Source organism: Alishewanella sp. SMS8 (assembly GCF_030737935.1).
GTDB lineage: Bacteria > Pseudomonadota > Gammaproteobacteria > Enterobacterales > Alteromonadaceae > Alishewanella > Alishewanella maricola.
This window is the reverse complement of record NZ_JAPJEA010000001.1, coordinates 261,126-283,237: the sequence shown is the minus strand read 5'-3', so window position 1 is coordinate 283,237 and position 22,112 is coordinate 261,126. Positions and strand designations below refer to the sequence as shown.

18 protein-coding genes and 1 tRNA gene are annotated in these 22,112 nt (G+C 44.7%); 10 read left to right on the top strand and 9 right to left on the bottom strand.

Features of this window, described 5'->3' with window-relative positions; all coding sequences use genetic code 11:
- The first annotated feature begins 257 nt into the window (after positions 1-257).
- Positions 258-1,160 carry a PEP-CTERM sorting domain-containing protein gene (locus ORJ01_RS01310; RefSeq protein ID WP_306176689.1) on the top strand — a complete coding sequence of 301 codons (903 nt, stop codon included), beginning with the start codon at positions 258-260 and terminating at the stop codon, positions 1,158-1,160.
- Between the two features lie 76 nt (positions 1,161-1,236).
- Here ORJ01_RS01310 and ORJ01_RS01305 read toward each other — a convergent pair whose 3' ends face one another.
- Positions 1,237-2,430 (bottom strand): hypothetical protein, encoded by a 1,194-nt coding sequence (locus tag ORJ01_RS01305; RefSeq protein ID WP_306176688.1) that lies wholly within the window; start codon positions 2,428-2,430, stop codon positions 1,237-1,239.
- Between the two features lie 430 nt (positions 2,431-2,860).
- Here ORJ01_RS01305 and ORJ01_RS01300 point away from each other — a divergent pair, with 430 nt between their 5' ends.
- Positions 2,861-3,118, top strand: a complete 258-nt coding sequence (locus tag ORJ01_RS01300) for a hypothetical protein (RefSeq protein WP_306176687.1) — start codon at positions 2,861-2,863, stop codon at positions 3,116-3,118.
- A gap of 37 nt (positions 3,119-3,155) precedes the next feature.
- On the opposite strand, the gene ORJ01_RS01295 is transcribed toward ORJ01_RS01300, so the two are convergent.
- Both ORJ01_RS01295 and ORJ01_RS01290 read right to left on the bottom strand, forming a co-directional pair.
- The gene (locus tag ORJ01_RS01295; protein WP_306176686.1) at positions 3,156-6,338 is read right to left on the bottom strand and encodes a M1 family aminopeptidase; all 3,183 of its coding nucleotides are present in this window, start codon (positions 6,336-6,338) and stop codon (positions 3,156-3,158) included.
- On the bottom strand, positions 6,325-7,194 hold the full coding sequence (locus ORJ01_RS01290; protein ID WP_306176685.1) for an ABC transporter ATP-binding protein: 870 nt from the start codon (positions 7,192-7,194) through the stop codon (positions 6,325-6,327). The genes ORJ01_RS01295 and ORJ01_RS01290 overlap by 14 nt, the downstream gene beginning before the upstream one ends.
- Before the next feature lie 219 nt (positions 7,195-7,413).
- Between ORJ01_RS01290 and ORJ01_RS01285 the strand changes: the two genes are divergently transcribed.
- The 3 genes from ORJ01_RS01285 (at position 7,414) to ORJ01_RS01275 (ending at position 10,314) form a co-directional block, all read left to right on the top strand.
- The gene (locus ORJ01_RS01285; RefSeq protein WP_306176684.1) at positions 7,414-8,916 is read left to right on the top strand and encodes a sensor histidine kinase; all 1,503 of its coding nucleotides are present in this window, start codon (positions 7,414-7,416) and stop codon (positions 8,914-8,916) included.
- Positions 8,910-9,587, top strand: coding sequence for a LytTR family DNA-binding domain-containing protein (locus ORJ01_RS01280; protein WP_306176683.1), 678 nt, complete (start codon positions 8,910-8,912; stop codon positions 9,585-9,587). The genes ORJ01_RS01285 and ORJ01_RS01280 overlap by 7 nt, the downstream gene beginning before the upstream one ends.
- A 535-nt stretch (positions 9,588-10,122) precedes the next feature.
- Positions 10,123-10,314 (top strand): hypothetical protein, encoded by a 192-nt coding sequence (locus tag ORJ01_RS01275; RefSeq protein ID WP_306176682.1) that lies wholly within the window; start codon positions 10,123-10,125, stop codon positions 10,312-10,314.
- Positions 10,315-10,816: 502 nt separating this feature from the next.
- Here the strand turns inward: ORJ01_RS01275 and ORJ01_RS01270 are convergent.
- Positions 10,817-10,893: transfer RNA gene (locus ORJ01_RS01270), tRNA-Val, on the bottom strand.
- A 273-nt stretch (positions 10,894-11,166) separates the two neighbouring features.
- Between ORJ01_RS01270 and ORJ01_RS01265 the strand changes: the two genes are divergently transcribed.
- Entirely contained in the window at positions 11,167-14,016 is a 2,850-nt protein-coding gene (locus tag ORJ01_RS01265; RefSeq protein ID WP_306176681.1) for a prolyl oligopeptidase family serine peptidase, read from the top strand.
- A 27-nt stretch (positions 14,017-14,043) separates the two neighbouring features.
- Here ORJ01_RS01265 and ORJ01_RS01260 read toward each other — a convergent pair whose 3' ends face one another.
- Complete coding sequence (locus ORJ01_RS01260; RefSeq protein ID WP_306176680.1) at positions 14,044-15,057, bottom strand: DUF3080 family protein; 1,014 nt, start codon at positions 15,055-15,057, stop codon at positions 14,044-14,046.
- A complete protein-coding gene (locus tag ORJ01_RS01255) occupies positions 15,029-16,402 on the bottom strand; it encodes an MATE family efflux transporter (protein ID WP_229585204.1) in 1,374 nt (457 codons plus the stop codon). The genes ORJ01_RS01260 and ORJ01_RS01255 overlap by 29 nt, the downstream gene beginning before the upstream one ends.
- Before the next feature lie 62 nt (positions 16,403-16,464).
- On the opposite strand from ORJ01_RS01255, the gene ORJ01_RS01250 reads away from it, so the two are divergent.
- A complete protein-coding gene (locus tag ORJ01_RS01250) occupies positions 16,465-17,100 on the top strand; it encodes a riboflavin synthase subunit alpha (protein WP_306176679.1) in 636 nt (211 codons plus the stop codon).
- Here ORJ01_RS01250 and ORJ01_RS01245 read toward each other — a convergent pair.
- Genes ORJ01_RS01245 through ORJ01_RS01235 form a run of 3 tightly spaced genes read right to left on the bottom strand, consistent with a single transcriptional unit; the run spans position 17,094 to position 18,972 of the window.
- A complete protein-coding gene (locus ORJ01_RS01245) occupies positions 17,094-17,294 on the bottom strand; it encodes a CPXCG motif-containing cysteine-rich protein (protein ID WP_229585206.1) in 201 nt (66 codons plus the stop codon). The two genes, ORJ01_RS01250 and ORJ01_RS01245, sit on opposite strands and share 7 nt — an antisense overlap.
- Positions 17,295-17,338: 44 nt before the next feature.
- Positions 17,339-18,091: a pteridine reductase gene (locus ORJ01_RS01240; RefSeq protein WP_306176678.1), complete on the bottom strand. Its 753-nt coding sequence runs from the start codon at positions 18,089-18,091 to the stop codon at positions 17,339-17,341.
- Positions 18,088-18,972, bottom strand: a complete 885-nt coding sequence (locus ORJ01_RS01235; RefSeq protein ID WP_306176677.1) for a fructosamine kinase family protein — start codon at positions 18,970-18,972, stop codon at positions 18,088-18,090. The genes ORJ01_RS01240 and ORJ01_RS01235 overlap by 4 nt, the downstream gene beginning before the upstream one ends.
- A gap of 140 nt (positions 18,973-19,112) precedes the next feature.
- Here ORJ01_RS01235 and ORJ01_RS01230 point away from each other — a divergent pair, with 140 nt between their 5' ends.
- From ORJ01_RS01230 to ORJ01_RS01220, 3 genes are all read left to right on the top strand, one after another.
- Entirely contained in the window at positions 19,113-20,606 is a 1,494-nt protein-coding gene (locus ORJ01_RS01230) for a methyl-accepting chemotaxis protein (protein ID WP_306176676.1), read from the top strand.
- Positions 20,607-20,698: 92 nt separating this feature from the next.
- The gene (locus tag ORJ01_RS01225; RefSeq protein WP_306176675.1) at positions 20,699-21,154 is read left to right on the top strand and encodes a DUF6436 domain-containing protein; all 456 of its coding nucleotides are present in this window, start codon (positions 20,699-20,701) and stop codon (positions 21,152-21,154) included.
- Positions 21,155-21,581: 427 nt separating this feature from the next.
- Positions 21,582-22,109 carry a methanogen output domain 1-containing protein gene (locus ORJ01_RS01220; RefSeq protein WP_306176674.1) on the top strand — a complete coding sequence of 176 codons (528 nt, stop codon included), beginning with the start codon at positions 21,582-21,584 and terminating at the stop codon, positions 22,107-22,109.
- Positions 22,110-22,112 lie beyond the last annotated feature (3 nt).

The following is a 22,112-nucleotide window of genomic DNA, read 5'->3' as shown; positions in this document are numbered from 1 at the left end:
TGCAATATTTAAAAAGACTGTCAGTTTATTTTACAATAAAAAACTCTTTTCTTTTTAATATCCATATAAGCAATTGAAAAATATGAGTAAAAAAATATGGTGCAAATATTGCTGATAAATTCTGCGGAAAAAGTGTTTTAAATGCACTAACTGCTCTAATCAATTCACCAGTCTAGATAGCATGCCTAGTATTAATGGCGCTCATACCATTTGATGTTACAGGTTGAAACTAGCGTTTTTAGTATGAGGGTTTCTTTATGTTTAAACGAAATAAGATAGCTTGTGCAATAGGTTTTGCTCTCTGTGTAGTTGGTCCGAATGCCTACGCAGGCATCATCAGTGTTGCGTTAGACGCAGATGTAAAAGTAGAATTTCCATTAGGTACTACACCACAATCAGATTCCGATACGGGCGCAGTTGAAGTTGATACATTTATAAGTCGAGAAAGTGGCTCTTCTAAAGCGCAGTCAACCGCTCGTGCATTGAGTACGGGATGGTTTTATGCAACCTCTCTAGCTACACAAAATGCTTCGAGTAGCGCTACTATTCTTCAAAAGTACGTTTTTCAGAATGATGGGGATGATGGCTTTTTCGATTTTAACTTTACCGTCGAGAATGGTGGGCTAAGTATTAATTGCGTAGGCGATGGTTATGGGGAGGGCTACGGCGACGGATATGGCGATGGCTACGGTGACGGATATGGCGTTGGCACCAATAGTTGCGATACGACCCTTGCTAGCACCGCGGGCTACAATGCCGATATTACTGTTGGATTGACTAGTCTTTGGAGCAGCGCTGCAACCCTTATCTGGGATGTGAATGGGTACACTTTAAATACTTCCGGCACCTTATTAAATGATGCCTTCTTGCCCGGTGACTCTTCCTTTGGCTGGGGCGAGCGCAGCTTTAATGTTGACCTTGGTTTTATAGCTGCCAATCAAACTATTGAGATAATATACTCAATATCGACGATGTCGTTGGCAATGGATGGTTTGAATGCTTATGCGCAGTTCAATGACCCGTTTAGCTTTAATCGCTTGCCGAGTACTGTACAGCGCTCTAATGCCACAAGCGTAAGTGAACCAGGTTCCATTGCCTTACTGAGTCTGTCACTGCTCGGCTTAGCCGGCTACCGCCGAAAAGTACGCAATCAGAAATAGCGAATAAACGAATCACTCTCTCCAGCAAACACTGTTAACTCAGCACGAAGGCCGTTGCGTTGTCAGTGTTTGTTGTTCATTTTAGCAAGCGTGAACATTGATCAAGAATGCTCGCGATTGCCTCTTCATGACGGTAGTGACTGTATTTTTGTTTAACCCGATTAAGCCTATCGGCTAAGTCTTTATTGTTAAGCGCAAAATGAATCGCACTATCAATATCAATTTTTGAATCTGCGTTTAAAGCAATGCTAAGTTTTTGGCTACTGGTTTTTCGTGCCAATATATTTTGTTCCAACTGGTAAGGTAACAACAGATTGGGTTTGCCGTGCAGTATTGCTTCACCGACTAATCCGTGACTCGCGTTGTTAATCAACAATGCCGTTTGTTCAAAGATTTTCGATATGTTGACCGGGCGATCATATAACTCAATATTTGTTGATTCCTGAATACTGCTGGCCAGTTCCGCTGGGGCCTTAGGAATGAATAGAACACTTTTTATTGACAGTTTTGCCAGTGACTTTATTAAAGGTACTAGCAGTTGTGTTCTGGGCTGCAAATAAGCGAAGATCACTTTTTGAGAAGGCTTTAAAGGCACAGTGATCCCCGTATTTATTGTGTTTCTTGGCCCATAGTATTCGCTATCGCCAGATCGTTGGTAATGATCTATCTCACTGAATGTACATAGAAAATGCGTTGAATCTCGAAATAGGTCATACAAAACATTAATTGAGTTTCTTCCATATGCCTTTAACACAAGGTTAATGTTTTCAACAACGGTCAAATACCGCTGATTTACATCTTGCGTAGTAATAGCGTCGGTTTGTTGAAATAAAACGGGTCCTTTGGTGTCCGGGGGTAAGAAAAAACCATTGCCGAAAGTACAGCTTTGAATATCTAAGCATTTACACACCAACAAGGCTGTAGGACTATGATCACAAATGACCAGATCCGGTTTTATTAGTTCAAACAAGTTGCTCCAGCCTTTCGTCAAACCAAGTAAGCTCTGATCTGATTCATAACCTAAATCGTGAATGATATCGCTGTAACTAAAAGTGGCTTTTAATCGCTCGCGTCGCTCTGATAGTGATATCGGGCTTTGATAAAAAGTCACATCAAGATCGCTTAATACTTGTTGTACAGACGCGAGGTTTCTGCCAACGATAGATACCTTCATGTTTTGAGCCAATAAACCTATGGCTAAAGCTCTGAATCCCATAACGTGGCCTAGCGCAGCGCCAAGCTCCCATGCGATGACAACGTGCTTTTTCAATGATGAGTCTCCGATAAACGAAACTTAAACGTGTTGTCTTAGCATAATCGATTCTTGCAAAAAGAATCATTTTTATGTTCTATTGCTTTGCTATAAATAAGCTTAACGGTTTAATCCACACCTAGTCTGATGTGACAAGTAATCCGCATAGTGTTAAAGCGAGAATAAAGTTTGTAATTAAATTTAGTGCTTCCGTTGGTATTGTCATTTAATACCTTGGTTTACGGATTTTCCATGTTTAAGTGCTTATTTATAAAGAAATTTATTTCACTATCTGAGGCTGTGCTTACTGGCGTTTTTCGGGATGACTGTTTAGAAAGTTAAGCGAATTTCCAGCTAGCTTGCCTACTCATTCAGAACTATTATTACTATAGAATTAACCCAGTATTAGCTGTAATCATTACTATTTTTCCAAGGTTAAGGACTAACCATGCATAAACCCTTTATTCTTTGTTTTAGCGTTTGCAGCCTGTTTTCATACTCTAACAGCCTACAAGCTGATCCTTTGTCATCACATGCCATTGAGAATATTTCAATTAAAGGCCGCCAGATAGACTTACTGGGTCACAGCGGTAGCGCATCTGAAGGCATTATTGGTAATGCCGAGATTTTAGATCGCCCTTTATCGCGTACTAGGGAAATTTTAGAATTTATACTAGGTATGGTTTTTATTGAGGCGATAGTTTAAAAAAATTATCGGTTAATTATCAGTGAACTGTCTTCACTTACTCCAGCAAGAGCGGCTTAATATCTGTGCCCAGTAATAACTCATCAACGAGTAGCTGCTGTTGCGGGTCCACTAAGCTTTTCAGTGTCCGCACAAAGTCCATTGACGTGGCGGGCGTGTTAGGGTAGGCATGTTTTTGCCACAACAGCCGCAGTGCATGGCTTAACACATCATCACCTAATTGCTGACGTAATATGGCAAAAACTAAGGTCGCGCGTGAATACAGATCATGAGTTTCAGTTGCATCGACTAATGCTAACGTTTTAACACTAGAGCCTATTATGGCGAGCTGAAAGCGCTGCCGTTCATAAGCAACAAGTGCTTGCATGGCATGAGTTCCATAACGCTGCTCAATTAACACCAGTTCGATGTATTTAGCCAAAGATTCCACCATAAATGCGCTGTCTTCCAAGACACCATTGCCTAAATCATGGCCAAACCATTGATGCGCCGTTTCGTGTACCGCTCGGCGATAGCGTTGATCGAATCCGGCATTTTTTGCTGGTGTTGCGAGAAAACCAAGTTGATAGTCGATCATTATCATCTGAGGTAAGGCATAGCCAGTGGGGCCCATGCTTGGCGTTGCCAACAAATTTAGCCGCGATCCCCGATAAGGCGTAACGTGCAGTGCCATCCAGCTCAATGTATCTTTCATTGCCAGCATATTAAGCCTTGCAGCCGCGTTTATTTCAGGGCTGTAAACCGATAACGTGACGTTATCGTGCTGCTCAGTGAGCACCGTATTGCCAGTGGAATACCACGCTGCGGCGTGTCGGATGGGGGCTACAGTGTGATACTCGGCATAACTGCGGCCATTTTGTTGCCATTGCTTAACGCGCTGGCCTTGCGCTAAGGGCGTTTGCGAGGCATCGGTTGATACAACCGAATGTAGTGTTAGCCAATCGTAACTGGCGTGGCTTGCGTCAGGTTTAGCGAATAAGGTTGACGGCTTGGCCAGATTAAGTGGCGCTAAGCCATACCGTTGGCGCAGTGGCTCATCGCGAAGGGTGTACTGGCGTTGAAACCCAACCGTGGGTAACAACGGAAAGCCGCGTAGATAACTAAACGAAGGTTTAACAAATTGCGGTGTTACCGCTGGCCAATGCTGCGGTTGACTGAAAGTCAAGCGCGAGCGCATTTGCACCATACTACCCGGGGCGAGTGGATTTTCCAGTGTGAGTATGTATTGGCCAAGACGTTTATCATAGTGCGAGGTGTAAGCAGCAGATAGCACAAGTTCCTCAATCGGTGTTGCTGCATCATGACCAACAAGGAGTTTATTGATCGCGACAGTTGTGCGGTTTTCCAGGGTGTAATTCAGCACAAAAAAAGCGTTACCGGCTTGGGGAAAGATCTCTACGTTGGCGTCAATATGACTAATAGTAGGTTGAGCTGTTTCCGCCCAAGCAACATAGTGTAACTCGTACTCTGCTCGCCATTGCTGGCGCAAATCTGAGCTCATCAGTGGTCTTTCATCGATGATGTTGTTGTGTAAATGTATCCCCGTGAGTAAGGCAATGAGAAGTAACACAGCAGAACTAAACGAAAGTCTGCGATGTTTATGGTTGAAGTGCCCAGTACTACGGTGTGACCACTGCCCAGCCAACCAGAGTAAGGCAATAGTTAACACTATCCAGAATGTCATAAAGGGCCAGTACACAGATTGGCTTTGTTCTAAGCCCCAAAAAGCATCAGCCGGTTGCAGTGGCGACGCGGCAATGTTCCACAGCGTGTGGGTAAGGCCTAATTTGCCACTAAGCGGCGAGTATTTCATTAATAAAATACCCGCACACCAAGCGCCAGCGATGAGTGGTGAGCGGCAAATGCTATGAAAAACGCTAAACAGTGCCCCTAACAGCCATAATGACAAGGCCACCTTGCCTAATTGAAGCGGATATTGCTCAAGCCGGATGTCACTATGGCCGATGAGTTCAGCTGTCATACTACCAACAGCACTGAGCAAAATCAGCAGTAAAATGAGCCCACTCAACGTAATAATGTTGCTTGCCAGCAGTATGCCGGAGCGAACCGGTGTTGCCGAGATCAGTTCAGCCATGCCAGTTTGCCGGTTATGCCAATTCAGTTGCCACACCCACAACGCAATTAACACACTTCCAAGTAAAGGCAGAACGTCATCAGAAATGCGATTTAGCGCATCCAAGCTTGTTGGGTTAATAACGGATAGCGGCTCTGCATAGTGAATACCCGACAGTACCTCATTGAACATCATGAAAGTCCAACCGAGCAGGATCAGTTGGTTCACGCGCTGCTTAAGCATAAATAACAGCGCCATTCGTGCAAGTTGCCACAGTTGCCATGCGGCTTTTGGCGTTGCAGTAATTACTTGGTAATGCCTGTTCAGTTTGGTTTGTTGTTTGTTCTTGCTATTAAGGGGTTTAGTGCTGGTGCGTTGAGGTTTAAGCCTTAGGCTGAGCACAAAAAGCCCGATAGTCAGCAGGCAGTAGCTCAGTCGATTAAGATAAAAATACAAATCACCGTACAGATTGAGCGCCGTGTTGGATGCATTGTTGTTATACATGGCGATCAGTGGTGTATTGCCAAACGGATCAAGCATGCGCATAGCATCAAACAACCACACAGAGTTCATGCTACTGCCAGCTAACATGGGGGCGCCTGTTAAGCTTGCCAGCACCAGATACATAAGCCATAAGGTACAAAATGTTGCATAGATCACCACAGTAGACATAAACCGTTGTGCGGTGTAGCAGGTTAATGCAGTGAAAAACGCGCAAGCAGGCAGAGCCATTAACGCAAAGCCCCAGAGGTTTAAGGCCAACAGAGAAGTCTGAAAACCGTATTCCAGACTGAGCGTAAACCATATAATGATAAAGCCAAGCAACATTATGCTTGCACAGATCACACCCATGACAGTAAAACGATAAAACAAACGCCGCGCTGGACTTTGCGGTGTCACTAAAATTAACTCTGACATGCTGTGCGTGTGATCACGTAAAAAAACAATTGGCGCCAGCGCGCCGCAGATAAGCGGCAGTACCATCATTGATAGCGTCATCTGCAGAATTTGTAATCGTTTGTCGGCTAAGGTGTCAATTCCACTTATACCTTCAGCAAATACATAGGCGACAAGCGGCACCAGCACAAAAGCTAGCCACACCATGGGTTGTCGAACTACATAGCGGCATTCGTTATAAAACATCATCAGAATTTGCCTTGTGTAATAACTCAAAAAAGTAACGATCTTGCAGGCTGGCAACAACGGGGATGGCCTCATTACAAGGTTGTTGTTCACTAAGTAGGCGATATACGGGTAAACCAAAGCGATAACTTTCACTGATCATTTTACTGCTATCGGTTGGCCGTACCGAACTTTGCCAGATCTGTCCTTGCAGGGGAGCGATCAAGCTCTGCACTTGGCCACTTTCAACAATTTGGCCGTTGTTAATGAGCGCCACAAATGGGCATAAATTTTCGATATCTTCGACAATGTGGGTAGAGAGTAAAATGAGTTTGTCTTTGCTGATATTCACCAGTAACCCATGCAAACGTTCACGCTCTGCAGGATCGAGTCCCGCAGTGGGTTCATCCATGATTAACAGTTGGGGGTTACCTAATAAGGCTTGTGCAATCCCAAAACGCTGGCGCATGCCACCAGAAAACGTCGCCACATTTTTATTCGCAACACTGCTAAGATTGGTGAGTTCTAGCAAGGTGTCGATTTGCTGTTGTTGTTGTGCCTTGTTGTTAATGCCTTTTAATATGGCTATATGCAACAGCAACTCGTAGCAACTCATGTGTGGATAGACACCAAAATGTTGTGGCAAGTAACCCAACTGGCTGCGCAAAGCCATCGGTTGTTTTAGTGTATCAATGTTGCCAAAGTGTATTTGCCCTTTATCCGGCTTTTGCAAGCAGGCAAGTGTGCGCATTAAGGTCGATTTACCTGCACCATTTGGACCTAACAAACCCACCATACCTTTAGGTAGCTGCAGATTAATCTCACGTAGCGCTTGGGTTCCGTCAGCATAAGTAACACAAAGTTGGTTTATTGAGAGCATGGCTTCTTCCTTCAGAATCGTGCTTCAGCATAGGCAGCCCGATACCCACCAACAAGCCTTCTATGACGAAACCCTTAGCGTTGATGATGAATGAATCGCAAGGCGAACATATTTAGAACATGTTACTTTTGTCAGTAATATTGGTGGTTTGTCATCTAATCGATGACATCGGCTATATTTGCCATCAAGCTTGCGGTAAGCAGCACTAAGGAGAGTAAGATGCCATTTCAGTTGTCACTTAGGTTCAAACAACAGTTAACGGCCATCATGGAGAATCAACTGGGCCTCATTGCAGCATTGCTACTTGAAGCGTCCATTCGCCATTTCTCTTTTCATAGCCAAAGTGGGTTGATATTTACAATAACTTTTCTTCAGTTGGTGTTGCAAAGCGTACCGTTGTTGCTTGCTCATTTTGTTTCATTTCAACCATCGCAGCGCCATGCAGCAGTGATTTGGTGTAGTGGCTTTATTATCTATCCCATATTGTGTTTTTTGTTGGCTGAACTGAGCCTTGTGTATGCAGAATGGACACTGTTCGAGATGCAAGCTTGGTTGTTTTTGATCATAGCGAGTATGGGTTTTGGTTTAAGCCAGTTATTGGCGAGAAGGAATAGCAGCCGTTATACCCTTTTTGTATCACGGCTATTCTCGCTGAATTCAGTGCTGGCGTTGTTGATGGTTGTATGGGCAGTTATGATGGCGGGCATCTTTGCTTCAACCGATGATCCGCTGCGAAATCAGCCGCTAGAAACCGTCATTCGCAGTGACATTGTTATGGTGAATTTTGGATTTTTCATACATTACGTGTGGCAGTTTTTGTTGATGGGTTCGCTTTTTTTATTGGTGTTTTGGCTAAATCGGTATGTTCTGATCCGTCGTATATTGGCCCGCAGTGGTGTATTTGCTTATGCCGCAAGTTGCCTGATTACACTTATCGTGATGACGCCATTATTGTGTACTGTGGTGTTATGGTTGCCGTTAAATATTCCGGAGTTTACCCTTATACCGTCGCAAGACTACAATGTATTTGCGCCCATCAATTTTCAAATTAGCTTTTTTGTTTTGGCGATCAGTGCACCGATCATTTTAGCGTTTGAACGACAACAGCAAGACAAAGCCATAGCTGAGATTGCTCAGCGCCAAAGTCAGACCGAGCTGCAACTTCTGCAGCAACAAGTTAATCCACATTTTTTATTTAATACGTTGAATAACTTATATTCGCTGACATTGACCGGTTCTCAGCAAGCGCCTAATCTGGTGTTGCAATTAGCAAACTTACTACGCTATACCGTATACGAAGGTCAACAGCAGCGGGTAACGCTATCGCAGGAGATCCAGTATTTGCAGGATTTCTTGGCGTTGCAGGCGATCCGCAGTTCAGATAAATGTCAAATCAACACCGCTTTTCCAGAACAAGCAGATAAGTGGCAGATCGCGCCGTTATTGCTAATCATCTTACTTGAAAATGCCTTTAAACATGGCGTTGAGCCTAGCCAATCGCCATGTACAATTTCTCTTAATATAACAGTCGAAAACGGCCTGCTGCTGATGCGCTGTGTTAATAGTTTGCCTGATAAACCCATTTCGCCTTCTCCCGGTATCGGGCTTGATAACCTAAAGCGACGTCTTGCATTGCTCTATGCCGGAAAACACCAATTTGTGGCGCAGCGGCAAGACACATTTTGGAGTGCTGAGCTAATAATGGAGCTAGAGCCATGTTAAGCACCGTCATTATCGATGATGAGCCATTGGCCCATAATGTGATTAAACATCATTTAAAAGCGCGTGATGATATAGCACTGGTGGCAAACTGCTACAACGCTACTGAGGCTCTGCGTTATCTTGCTCATCATAAGGTTGATTTGATCCTATTAGATATTAATATGCCGGCGTTAAGTGGTATCGACATGCTCAAAGTACTGAGCAATCGGCCACATGTTATTATTATTAGCGCTTATCAAGACTATGCCATTGATGGATTTGCGTTGGACGTGGTCGATTATCTGTTAAAACCGGTGAGTGCTGAACGTTTAATTGAAGCGCTAAATAAAGTGCATCGCCGAGTGATCACCGCTGTACCCCCATTAAATGCTTATCTTATGCTTAAAGTGGATCGCGAAAAGCGTAAGTTCCTGCTGGGTGATATTACTTTGCTAGAAGCTTACGGTAACTACGTTAAAGTATGGCAGGGTGAGCACATGACACTGGTAAGTAGTACGTTAAAACGACTGGTTCAGCAGCTACCTCAGCAGCAATTTGTGCAGGTCCATAAGTCATTTATTGTTAACAGAAACAAAGTGGTGGCCTTGGACAATGACCATGTTCGTATTGAGGGCGATCGGGTGATTAAAGTAGGTAGATTGTTCAAACAATCGCTGGTGGGATTGCTGTGAGTGTCTATACCGGGCCAGCAATAATGCAAATGCCTATCTTGGTCGGCGTGGTCGTGACTTTGGTCATGTTGATACACCGTTAATTGGGTTTCTATAGTTACTTTGACCGCATACCGCTGGGCCGATTACCAGCGTATGGTGCTTAACCATTTAAACCATCTTGAATTGAACCTGCAAACACATAAATACAGTTTGCATTCATTGATTAATTTAAACGTTTAGCGGTGTAACCTCTTTATTTAAGTAATTGAATAATAAGTTAAAGATTTATGATTTGGAACAGCCTGAACATGTTATGTTGTGCAAACAGGCAAGTTCACTCCTTTAAGCTTATTTCGTCAAAATATATTTCGCTTAACCATTTTAAAAGTGACACCAAAGTGTTTTCGATTGATTAGTTTATTAGGAGAATTGGTTAATTCGTCTAAAGGCATATCAAATATAGGTTTTGTTGACTAGACTCAAGGTACTTAAATGCCCTTCCTCCACATTTCTCTACTTTGCCGTAAAGGCCAGCGAAAGCGACTATATTATAATGAAGAGCAAACAGGGTAACGCTGCATTATTGAGAGCTGGCGCCTTACAGAGCGCCATTTTCAACAGCGAAAAGTTCTCTAGTATTGCCACCGATGCCAAAGGTGTCATTCAGATCTTTAATGTCGGTGCCGAACGTATGCTGGGTTACATCGTAAGCGTAACGCCAACCACACATTTCTATCCTAGCTGATCAACCTTACTCTGCCTGCCATTGTGAATTATCAGGTTAAAGATCATGAAGCGTACTAAAGAACAATGGCTGATCTTATTTGCTGAACAAGCCAAAAGTGGCTTCACTTAAACGGCATTGGCTAAACGAAAAGAGATCATTCTAACTTACCTCAATCTACGTAAATGACACTGAGATAATACTGGGATTTGCTTGTGGTATGTACGGCTTAAGAAAGACAAAAAATTTTCCAATCACTTAGATAAATTAGCCGTGACAATAGCGGCGATGAAAAAAACAGCTCAACTCTTACACGTCAAACAATTTTTGCGAGGGGCGTGGTCACCGTTTGGTCACCGAACGTGTTTTTGGGTGTAAAACGGGTCAAAACAAGGGTGGGTGATCACTGGTTAAAAATCACACGCTGTTTTAATTTTTTGTCTGTTAAAAATAAAAATGAATATATTCAGTGTCCTAAAAACAAAAAAGCCGCTCAATGAGCGGCTTTTTTGTTTGAATTCTTTGGTGCGTCCTAGTGGACTCGAACCACCGACCCCTACCATGTCAAGGTAGTGCTCTAACCAACTGAGCTAAGGACGCGCACTGAGTTGTTATTGATAACTGTCATCGACAACGGGCGCTATGTTATTGCGCTAGTGGCCTGTTGGCAAGTGTTTTTCTGCCTGGTTGATGTGTTTGGCTGAAATTTAGCCGTGTTGGCCTGCGGCGGGCGCTATTGTGGGGTAATTAACCGCACATGGCTTGGAGTTGGTCGTATCTAGGGTGGTGCTCAGGCTATGGCTTGTCACAACGTCGTTGGCTTGTGTTAAGTTTTGATACAATAAAAAGATAAACACCGTTATTGAGGGTTCTATGTCTAATACTGTTCGCGGCTTTAGCCGCCTGGCTGGCTGTTTTCTGCTGGCATTTGCCAGTGTCGCCTGTAGCCAGTATCAAAGCACTACACCTATGGTGCGCGGCGATGTTGCAACCTCGGCTGTGATCCAATCCAGTCAAATCAGTACCGCCAATCTTAAACCGTTAAGCCTGAACGATATCATGCAGTTTCGGGAGATTAGCCAGCGCCAAGTCAGTAAAAACCAGCAGGTGATGCTTTATACCGCCATGCCGGATTTTGGTGATAGCACCGGTTATGTGGTGCACATTGCTTCAGGTCAGCAGTTTAGTGTACCCAATGCCGATCGTGGCCAAGTAAGCGCCAATGGGGCTTATGCTTTGTTTCGCCAGCAAGCGCCGTTATTAGCCCGTGAACAAGCAGCAGATAAAAAAGCCCGCGATGCGCTTGAGCAAAACGCGGTGCTTATTAATACCGCCACCGGCGAAAGCCAGGTGATTGCCAATATTGACCGTTTTGCCTTTAGCGGTGACAGCCACTATGCGCTGTTACTGGTACGTAAAGCCGACAGCAAGGACGAGACGCAAAGCTTACAAGCGCTGCATTTAGCTAGTGGTAAACTCACAACCTTAGGGCTGGTAACAGATTTTGCGGCAGCTGAAACCGGGCCCTTAGTGGCATGGGTTGTTCAGCATACCGATAAGGCGAGCAAAAACAACAACGCAAGCGAAAGCGCCGCGCAACAAGCGCTGATAGTCTGGGACAGTGCTGCCAATCAGCAATATGCTGCCTTCGCTGGCGCTGTGCAAAAACTGCAACAGCTGCAATTTAATGAGCAGGGCACGCAGTTAGCGTTTTTCCAAGGCCCAACTAAAGCGCAGCTGGCTGCCAGTAAGCAAGCAGAGGCGGCGCAGCAATTATGGCTTTGGTCAGCAGGTACAGAGGCAGCAAAAGCAGTGAATACTGCGCGTAGCGGCTGGCTATTAAGCGAGCATTATGCCCCGCGCTTTAGCAAAGATGGCCAGCGTTTGTTTGTCGGGCATCGGCCGGATCTGGGCGAGCAAGCGGCAAAGCCGGGCTTACCGCAAACCGAAGCTGAGCTGTATGACATTAACCGTTTACTGGCCGATCGGCGCTTGCAGGTATGGCATGGCGAAGATGAGCGGATTAATAGCCAACAAAAGGCCGAGTATAAAGAAGCACAAAAACGTACCGCCCCTGCGGTGATTTGGCTTGATAACTTAAAGATGGTGGCGTTAAGTGATGATATCGAAGATCGACTGCGCTTAACCGAGCACAGCAACGCGCAGTTAATCAGTAATGACCGACCTTATTTAAAACAGCTGAGCTGGAATGGCCGTTTGCATGATATGTGGCATGTAGATTTAAAAACCGGCAAACGCCAACCGGTGTTTAGCGAGAATCGCAGCCAAGAATGGGCGCACTTATCGCCCGATGGTCGCTTCGTTGTGTATTTGCAAGATGCGCAATATTGGCTATTTGATAGCCAAACCGGTCAGCAGCAAGTGTTGGGGGCAGACGTTAACGTATCTTGGGTCGATGAAGAAAATGACGTACCCATGCCAGCGCGCAGTTACGGCGTAGCGGGTTGGCTTGCTGATAGCTCAGCCGTGTTGGTGTACGATCGCTTCGACATTTGGGCCTTGGCTTTAGATGGCACTAGCCAAAACCTGACTAAGCAGGGCCGCGCTAATCAGCTGCAATACCGGGTAGAAAAAACCGATGAGACGCTTGCCTTCGCGCCAAACGCCACCCTGTTATTGGCCATGTATCACGAAGAAAACAAGGGCTATGGTTTTGCCAAGTTTGAATTGGCCAATGGTACGCTAACCACCTTAATACAAGGTGCAAAGCGCTATGACTTTGTCGAAGCGTTAGAGCAACAACAACGCTACCTGTTTACTGAGCAAAGCTTCCGGCAATTCCCGGATCTGTGGCAAGCCAGTTATGACTTTAGCGAGCGCCTACAGTTAACTCATGTTAACCCGCAGCAAAGCGAGTTTATTTGGGGTGACAGCCATTTAATTGACTGGACTACCGCCGATGGCGAGCGTTTACAAGGTGTAGTGTTAACGCCTGATGGTTATGATGCCAAAAAACGCTATCCGGTTATGGTGTATTACTATGAGCAGTTTTCACAGCGCCTAAACCATTATAATCAAATGAAAATTAACCACCGGCCGAATTTTCCGTTTTATTTAGGCCAAGATTATGTGGTGTTTTTACCGGATGTACGCTTCCGTGAGGGCGCGCCAGGGCCAAGCGCCACCGAGTCATTAGTACCAGGGGTGCAAAAACTGATTGATTTGGGCATTGCTGATCCTAAAGCCATTGGCTTACATGGCCACAGCTGGTCAGGCTATCAAACCGCCTTTGTGGTGACCGAAACCGATATGTTTGCCGCAGCGGTATCGGGTGCACCGGTGTCGAACATGACCAGTGCTTACAGTGGCATTCGCTGGGAGTCAGGTTTAGCGCGGCAGTTTCAGTATGAAACAGGGCAAAGCCGGATTGGCCCCTCGATGTTTGAAAATTTAAAACCCTATATTGATAACTCGCCAGTGTTCTTTGCTGATCGCATTAACACACCGATGTTAATTCAATTTGGGGATGACGATGGCGCAGTGCCATGGGAACAGGGCATTGAGTACTATTTAGCACTGCGCCGCTTAAACAAGCCGGTAGTGATGTTGCAATACGAAGGAGAGCCGCATCATTTAAAGCAGTATGCTAATAAAATTGATTACACCATTAAAATGCTTGAGTTTTTTGACCATTATTTAAAAGGTAAGCCAGCACCCAAGTGGTGGCAACAAGGTATGCCTTATCAACCTACCAGTAAATAACCTACAACAACCTCAAGCTAAGTGTGCTTAGCTTGAGGTTAAGCCTACCGGGCATACCTTATTAAGCTCTTGATACCATCCCACGTGCGCTAACAATAAACGTTGTAATTGCTCAGCTTGCTCTAAGTAACGCTGCGCTAACACAGGATGCAGCGCCGTATCTTGGTATAGTTCATCTAACAGCGGCCAACTTTGTTGTTGAAAGCGGCTGAGCTGCGCTAAATAGGCTTGGATCTCGCCGATAAAAAACTTGCGAAAGACGGTGGTTAATATCGCTAACTGTTCGGTATTGCGGTTATTGGTGCACAGTGTGCTCGGGGAGAGCTGTTGTAATTTGGGGTTAATCGCCACAAACCAACTGCGAGTATAACGTAAACTGTATTGCAGTTTGGACAGAAAATCATAACGATATAAACTTTCTAGCGCGCGCTCAGGATCCATTTGGCTGGCGCGTTGCCAATCTTTCGCATTGATGGCATGTTTCAATTCCACTAGCAACTGTAAAGCGGCCAAGCTTTCGTTAAAGCCACTGCTATCATTGGGCGCGAGCATGCTGTCACTGTTGTGCCAACGTTTGCGTAAGGTGTCATCGGTTTGCAGCATGTTTAAAAACACGCTGTTGATTTGTGCGAGTTTCTGCTGATAAACCTCAGTTATTTGTTGTTTTAATGGTTCAGGCCAATCTTGCTGATCGCAATCATCTAACACCGCCAGTAAACGTAATTCGTAGTTAAGCCGTTTACTCACGCTAAATACGCGGCCCATGCTGCTGTTGCGCTCAGCAATGAGCTGATCTAAGCCACACTGGCGCGTTGCAAACGCGTCTAAAAGATCCATGCGTAAATCAGGTTGCGGCACCAGTAGGCTATTTTTGGCGGGTAAGGGAGTAGTGGGTAAGAGCGAGATGTCCGCTTTGTCTAAAGCCAACACCCGCGTTAAACGTTGTTGATAATCTGCGAGTTCCGCTTTACCTGCTGGCTTGCTGCAGCCAAGTAAAAGTGTGGTAGCAACACTAAGCAGTAGCCCCTGCGTTATGTTCATGTTCCATCCTGTTTAATTGTTTGCGTAACACGAAACCTAAGGCAATGGCAGAGACCGTTAAGCCAACAATAATGCCGATCCAAAAACCATGAGCGCCCATCGGTTCAACCAACCAGTTCGTTAAGCCTAGTACGCAGCCAAGGCCAAAACCGATTGGCCAATAGGAAATCAGCGTGATAAAAAATACCGGCATGGTAATTTTCATGCCGCGTAAGGCACATGACGACACTACTTGGATGGCATCTGAAAACTGATAAAAGCTGGCTAAAATTAATAATGAGCTGGCCAAAGCAATTACCGCAGGATCAGGCGAATACAAGGCTGCCACGTGCTGGCGCATCAATAGCGTAAACACAATGGTGAGCAGCGAGAGCAACATGGACAGGATCAGCGCCGAGCCAATGGCTTTTTTCAGGCTTTGTAAATTTTGCTCGCCCACTAAGTGCCCGACGCGGATGGTGGTGGCTAAACCTAGAGATAACGGGATCATAAAGATAATCGAGCTGTAGTTATGCGCCACCTGATGACCTGCGACGATCACCGGCCCCAAATGCACAATCATTAGCGGCACACAGGCGAATAAGGTGACTTCAAAGAAAATAGAAGCAGCAATGGGTGTGCCGATACGAAAGATTTGCCATTGTGCTGGCCAATTTAATTTTAAACTGGCTGGCCAGTGCCGATAAGGCCGAGTAGAGCGGCTAAACCAACCGTAGCAAAGCATCGCCAAAAACATCGCTAAAAACACTAAACTGGTGGCAATACCACAGCCGGCGCCCCCAAGCGCGGGCATACCTAACTTGCCATAAATGAACACGTAATTGGCGGGGATATTTACTAACAGGCCCACAAAGCTGATCCACATACTGGCTTTAGTGTTGCCAAGGCCTTCAAATAAGTTGCGCATCACAATGTAACCGACAGCAGGAAACAGCCCAAAACTAACGTAGTACAGGTATTGCAGGGTCTTAGTTTGCAGTTCGCTTTCCATGTGTAATTTACTGATGGGAATTTCAGCAAACAACATCAATACAAACAATAATGCCGCGAGCAGTAAACCCAAATAACTGGTTTGTAACGTATAGTGACTGACTAAGCTGGTTTGTTTGCTGCCAAAAAACTGGGCGATAATCGGCGTTAACGCCAGCAATAAACCTTGTAAGGTCATCACAATCGGCAGCCATAAGCCTGATGCAACCGCAATGGCGGCCATATCAACGGCACCGTAGCGACCGGCCATCACAGTATCGACAAACATCATTAAGGTTTGCGTGACTTGTGCCAGAATGATCGGGCCGGATAATTTTAAAATGGTTCTGGCTTCAAAGCGGGAAAAAGGTAACATGAGCGCCGTCTTAATTTTGCTACAGTGTTGTCAGCCGCGCAATTTAACACAACTGAGGTTTTATGTTTACTGGAATAGTGCAAACCACCGCCATCATCAAGCAAATTGCTGATTTACCCGGTCTGAGGACCTTAACCCTAAACGTTGCCCCCACACATCTGGCGCAATTGCAACGTGGCGCCAGTATTGCGATTAATGGTGTTTGCCTTACCGCCACCGACTTTGACAGTGCTGCTGGTTGGGTTTGCTTTGATGTTATTGCTGAAACGTTAGATAAAACCAATCTTGGTACGCTAAAAGTGGGTAGCCGAGTGAACTTAGAGCGTTCTCTGCGTTTTGGCGACGAGCTTGGCGGGCATATTGTCTCGGGCCACATTCAAGCAACGGCCGAATTGGTCGGAAAAACCCAAGATGCGCAAAACTGTCAGCTGCTGCTGAAAGTAGATCCGGCCATGCTGCCTTACATCCAACCAAAAGGGTTTATCGCGGTGGAAGGCTGCAGTTTAACCGTGGGCGAAGTCACTGCCGAAGGCTTTGGCTTGTATTTGATCCCGGAAACATTGGCGCTAACAACCTTAGGCGATAAATTGATTGGCGATCGCATTAATATCGAACTCGATCAACAAACCGTGACGATTATTCGCACCGTTGAGCGCGTGATGGCAACACGCTTTGCCAACACTGAGCAAGCTCAGTAATACTGTTCGTCATCGGCATCGACGAAGATCTGCACACGATGCTGCAGATCATCGGTATGCACTCGAATATGCATTGGATTGCAGCAATTGCTGCAATCCTCGATGTAGTCTTGATCCTCTGCTGAGGCTTCCACGCAAATGTCGCTGGGGTAACCACAAAAAGGGCAATTCACACTTTGAAATATGGGTTTCATACTACCTTCTCCCGTTGTGCCTGAGCGGTTTAGGGCTCGGCATATTACGCTTTATTGGCACCACCTAAACTTCTGCCACCGTCTACCGCAACAATTTGCCCCGTAATATAAGGTGCCTGTGCTAAAAATAGCAGAGTATTGGCAATGTCGCTGGCCTCACCTAAGCGTGCCAATGGTACTTGCTGTAATACCATGTCTTTATCGGCATCATCAAGCGCCTGGCTTGGCCATAAAATGGCGCCTGGCGCGATACCATTTACCCGAACAGCTGGCGCCAGCTCACGAGCTAAGGCCTTGGTCATCATTTGTAAGGCCGCTTTGGCCATGCAATAAATGCTGTGCTCAGCTAAGGGTTTATCGGCGTGAATATCCACTATATTAATAATGCAGCCTTGGCGCTTTGTCAGTTCGGTACTTAAAGCTTTACTTAAAAAGTAGGGCGCTTTCACGTTCGAGCCAAACAGCTCTTGCCAATCATCCAGTTGGGCATGAGCCAACGGTGTCGGATAAAAACTTGAGGCGTTGTTGACTAATAAATCTAAACGGCCAAAACAAGCAATAGCTTGCTTGGCGAGGGGGACAATTGCCGCGTCGTCGCTTAAGTTCGCACAAAGCGTGGCAGCACTGTTAGCGCGTAATTGGTTTAATTGCGCGGCGAGTTGCTCGGCCGCCGCTGAAGAACTGCGATAATGGATCAGTACTCGATAACCTTGTTGGTGCAAGCTGATAATCATTTGTTTGCCCAATCGCAGGGCGCTGCCGGTGACTAATGCTACGGGGTGATTCGAGTCGGTCATGCTTGGCCTTTTAAGTGAAAAAGTAGTTTGATCTGTTCTTGTGCCTGGATCAAATAGTTACCACGAAACAAATTGGCGTGGTTTAAAATATGATACAGATTATACAGCGCTTTTCGTTCCTCAAAATCAGCCGTTAAAGGGTAATATTGCTGATAATGATGATAAAACTCGGCAGGAAAGGTACCGTAAAGGCTACTACAAGCAATATCTGCTTCTCGATCACCAAAATAACTGGCCGGATCAAAAATCACTGGGCTTTCAGCCGTAAAACCAATATTGCCACGCCAGAGATCGCCGTGTAATAAACTGGGTTTGGGTTTATGATGCACTAAGCGTTGTCGAGCTTGCTCCACAATATGATCAATATTGCCAAATCCAAACCCTTGCTCTAACAGCAATTGTAATTGCCAACCCAAGCGTTGTTCAGAAAAAAAGCTACTCCAGTTACCTTGCCATTGATTAGGTTGGGTGGTTAGCCCTAATTGATTGTCCCAATCAAAACCAAACATGGCTTGTTCGTGTTGTTGATGCAGTTTAGCGATGTGCTCGGCTAAGTTTTGCCAAGAGGCAGGGTGCTCCGCTTTTGCTGGCTCCAGCGGTAAATACTCGAGCACTAAAAAAGCCTTGTCGAGCGTTTGACCCACGCAAATGACCTTAGGCACCCTTACGCAATGTGTTTGCGCTAGGCAAACTAAGGATAATTGTTCGTTTTCAAATTGTTCTAGTTGTTCGCGATGGTGCAATTTGACAAAAAAATCATGGCCACCACCGGAAATTTTATACGCAAGGTTAATAGAGCCGCCGGTAAGCGAAATCTTGCGCTCGACCTGAAAATCGATATCCAACTCTAAGCTAATTTGAGCTGCTATTTGTTGCCACATAAGTGTGTTACCTTTAGAGATATTTCACTTATTATGGTTGAGTTTTTTTCGCTTTTCCTTGTGGTAAAACAATTCACTTTAATTAATAGCTGCTAAAATACTGAAAAAGATTTTCTTTTAACTGCATTGCTGGAGACTAAATGCCAAACTTAAATCTTCAATTCCGTTCCCATGCTTTTAAAGTTATTGGAATGGTAAGTATTTTCCAGTTTATTTTCTCAGTCGTTTTAGCTTTTGTTTTTGGGGGCTGGGTTGGGGTGTTCGTGGTAGGTCTACCTTCACTGTTTGTACCTTATTTTCTTTATAAAACTTTAGGCGATCATTATTTATCTCGTATTAGCTACGGGGTGAGCTTTATGTTTTTTGCCGCTCTGCAAATTCATCAATCCTATGGTATGGAAGAGCTACATTTTGGCATCTTTGTTTATTTGGCCATTCTTTTTGCCTTCAGAGATCAATGGGTTATTATTGTTGCCGCGGCCGTTATTGCAGTTCATCACTTGTTGTTTATGTGGATGCAGCAGCAAGATCTGGGTGTGTACTTATTACCAGAGCAATACAACACTCTGCCAATCGTTATGATTCATGCTGCCTATGTTGTTTTGGAAACGATCGTCTTAGTGTTGCTTTGCCGTCAGTCATTGAGAGAGGCTCAAATCGGTCAGGCATTGTCTGATGCAACCGAAGCGATGGTTGATGAAAAAAGAAGGGTTGTATTGAATCAGCGAGCGGTGTCGTTAAATGCTAAAGTGATTACTGGATTCAACAATGCATTAAATGTGTTACAGCAAACGATTTCCATTCTTTATAAAGAAGCCGGTAATTTACAACAACAATCGGATCAGTTATCCGCTGACGGCAAATCTCTGGCCACTGGCATGCAGCAAAAACTTAGGGAAGTGGAGCGCATTGCTGCTGCTACGGAAGAAATGTCACAAAACATTGCTGAATTACAAAAATTAGCTCAGCAGGTGGCAAGTTATGCTTCTGAAGCTGAACAAGCTGCCCTAAGTGGCAAACATTCAGTCAATGAGACAATTACCTCTGTTGAGCATTTATCAAACCAGTTAGCGCAAACGGGTGACAAAGTGAATCAAATGGCGATAGCCAGTCAGGATATTCGCAAAGTCTTAGATGTGATTCAGTCGATAGCCGAGCAAACTAACTTACTTGCGTTAAATGCCGCTATTGAAGCTGCCCGAGCGGGGGAGCAAGGCCGAGGTTTTGCTGTGGTCGCTGATGAAGTTAGAACACTGGCTTCAAGAACTCAAGCTTCTACTGGTGAGATACAAGAAATTATCGCGCGTCTAGTGACTCACAGTACGGATTCGGTCGCGGTAGTGAAGCAAAGTGTTATTCAGCTTGATATTACTCGTCAAAAAGCAGTTGAGAGTGACCAGCTTTTGCAAGCAATTCTTACCCAAGCTCAATTTGTTGCAGAATCCGCCAGCACAATGAATCATGCAATTGATCAACAGAATTTGGCAAGTGCTGAAGTTGCTGGTAGTACGCAACAACTTAAGATGATGGCCGAGGATCAAGCCTCAATGAGTGATGCCGTCTCTGATTCGGCAATACAACTTTCTAATCTGTCTAATTTATTAAACAAGGAAACGCAAAAATTCGTCGTCTAATAAATGCTCGTTTTAGCGAACTGGGTATGACGAAAACACTATGGATTGGGGCAATCATTTTTGGTTGCTGGGTTTTAGTTAGTAGTGTTTTTTTGTTTAAGTTTGGATTAAACCAATACGGTGAGTTTGATCCAAACCAGCAATGGACAACTCAGCCGCCGGTTTTGTCGCTGACCGAGTTGGGGTTAGTAAATAATACAGGTTGGCATGTCGTACATGTTTTGGAGAGCCAGTGTGGTTGTAGTCGACTGGCACGTGAGCATGCTGACGTTTTTTCCGAACGTTATCAGATTACTGCTCAGCAGCAAAGTTATCGTTCGGCTGCTGAGCTTGCCGCGGCTAACTTTGTATTACCCGCTGTGCCAGCAGTGTTATTATTTGATGATGGCCAACTTGTTTACGCAGGTCCTTATGCCAGCGGCCCGATGTGCAGCACCAGTGATAGCTTTTTAACCAGTATACTTGCCCGGTCAGTGCAATTACCTGGTCTTTGGTTAAACGGTGAAGTAAAAGCCTGTCGTTGTTTGGTCACACCCAGCATCAAGTGATACTACTGCCACCGCTTTTTGCTTCACTGCCGCATTTCCGCGCAATTACCTTTTCGGCTTATATTTTGCTCCAACTGAGGCTTAATCATGTTATAACAATTATGGCAGTGTTAACTATTTATCGTTTATGAAAGAGCGTAACTTGAAAGCGTCAATGAGCTGCAGAGACGATTATTATGATAACGCCATACTCGTTCCTTTTTGCGACTTTTAAACGCGAGTGACGCGTAAAAAGCGATGTGTGTGACAAGATAAAGTAAAACTGAAATATTTAACTTTATAGAAACGTTTTAAAGCCCAAAAAATACCATTGTCACACAAGCGGCGTTCTTCTGCTAAATTTGAAGAGGCGTTTTTTGAGAAATAGACTTTCTTGTGAAAGCAGGAAAGTACAATCATTTACCTCTGTAAACTCAAAAGGTGAAATATGAATGAAATCGAAGCGGTAAACATTGATGCATCGATTGATTTGAATCGCGATAGTTTTTTTAGAGATGTGCTTCGTCATTTGACTGGGACTTTGCAGGATGTGGTTGGTCTCGACGACGCTTCTGGCTTCGTCAGTGTTGTAGGGCAACGTATTGGTGATGAATTAAATGAACAGTACAAATCCGCATTGCAACTTGAAAAATTAGACCGTGAGCAAGTCACTCAGGTTTTGATTAGCCTTAAGCATAAGATTTCAGGAAATTTTGTTGTAGTCTCGCAAACGGATGAAAAAATTATTTTACAAAGTACGAGCTGCCCTTTTGGTGACAAGGTTAAAGGCCGACCTTCATTGTGTATGATGACTTCTAATGTTTTTGGTGTGATTGCTGCTGAAAATTTGGGTTATGCAAAAGTCCAACTAAGCGAAACTATTGCCAAAGGAAGTGATGGATGTAAAGTGGTGATCTATTTACAACAAAATCAAGAATCAAATGATGCAAGCGGTATTGACTATTTTCAGGGATAATAA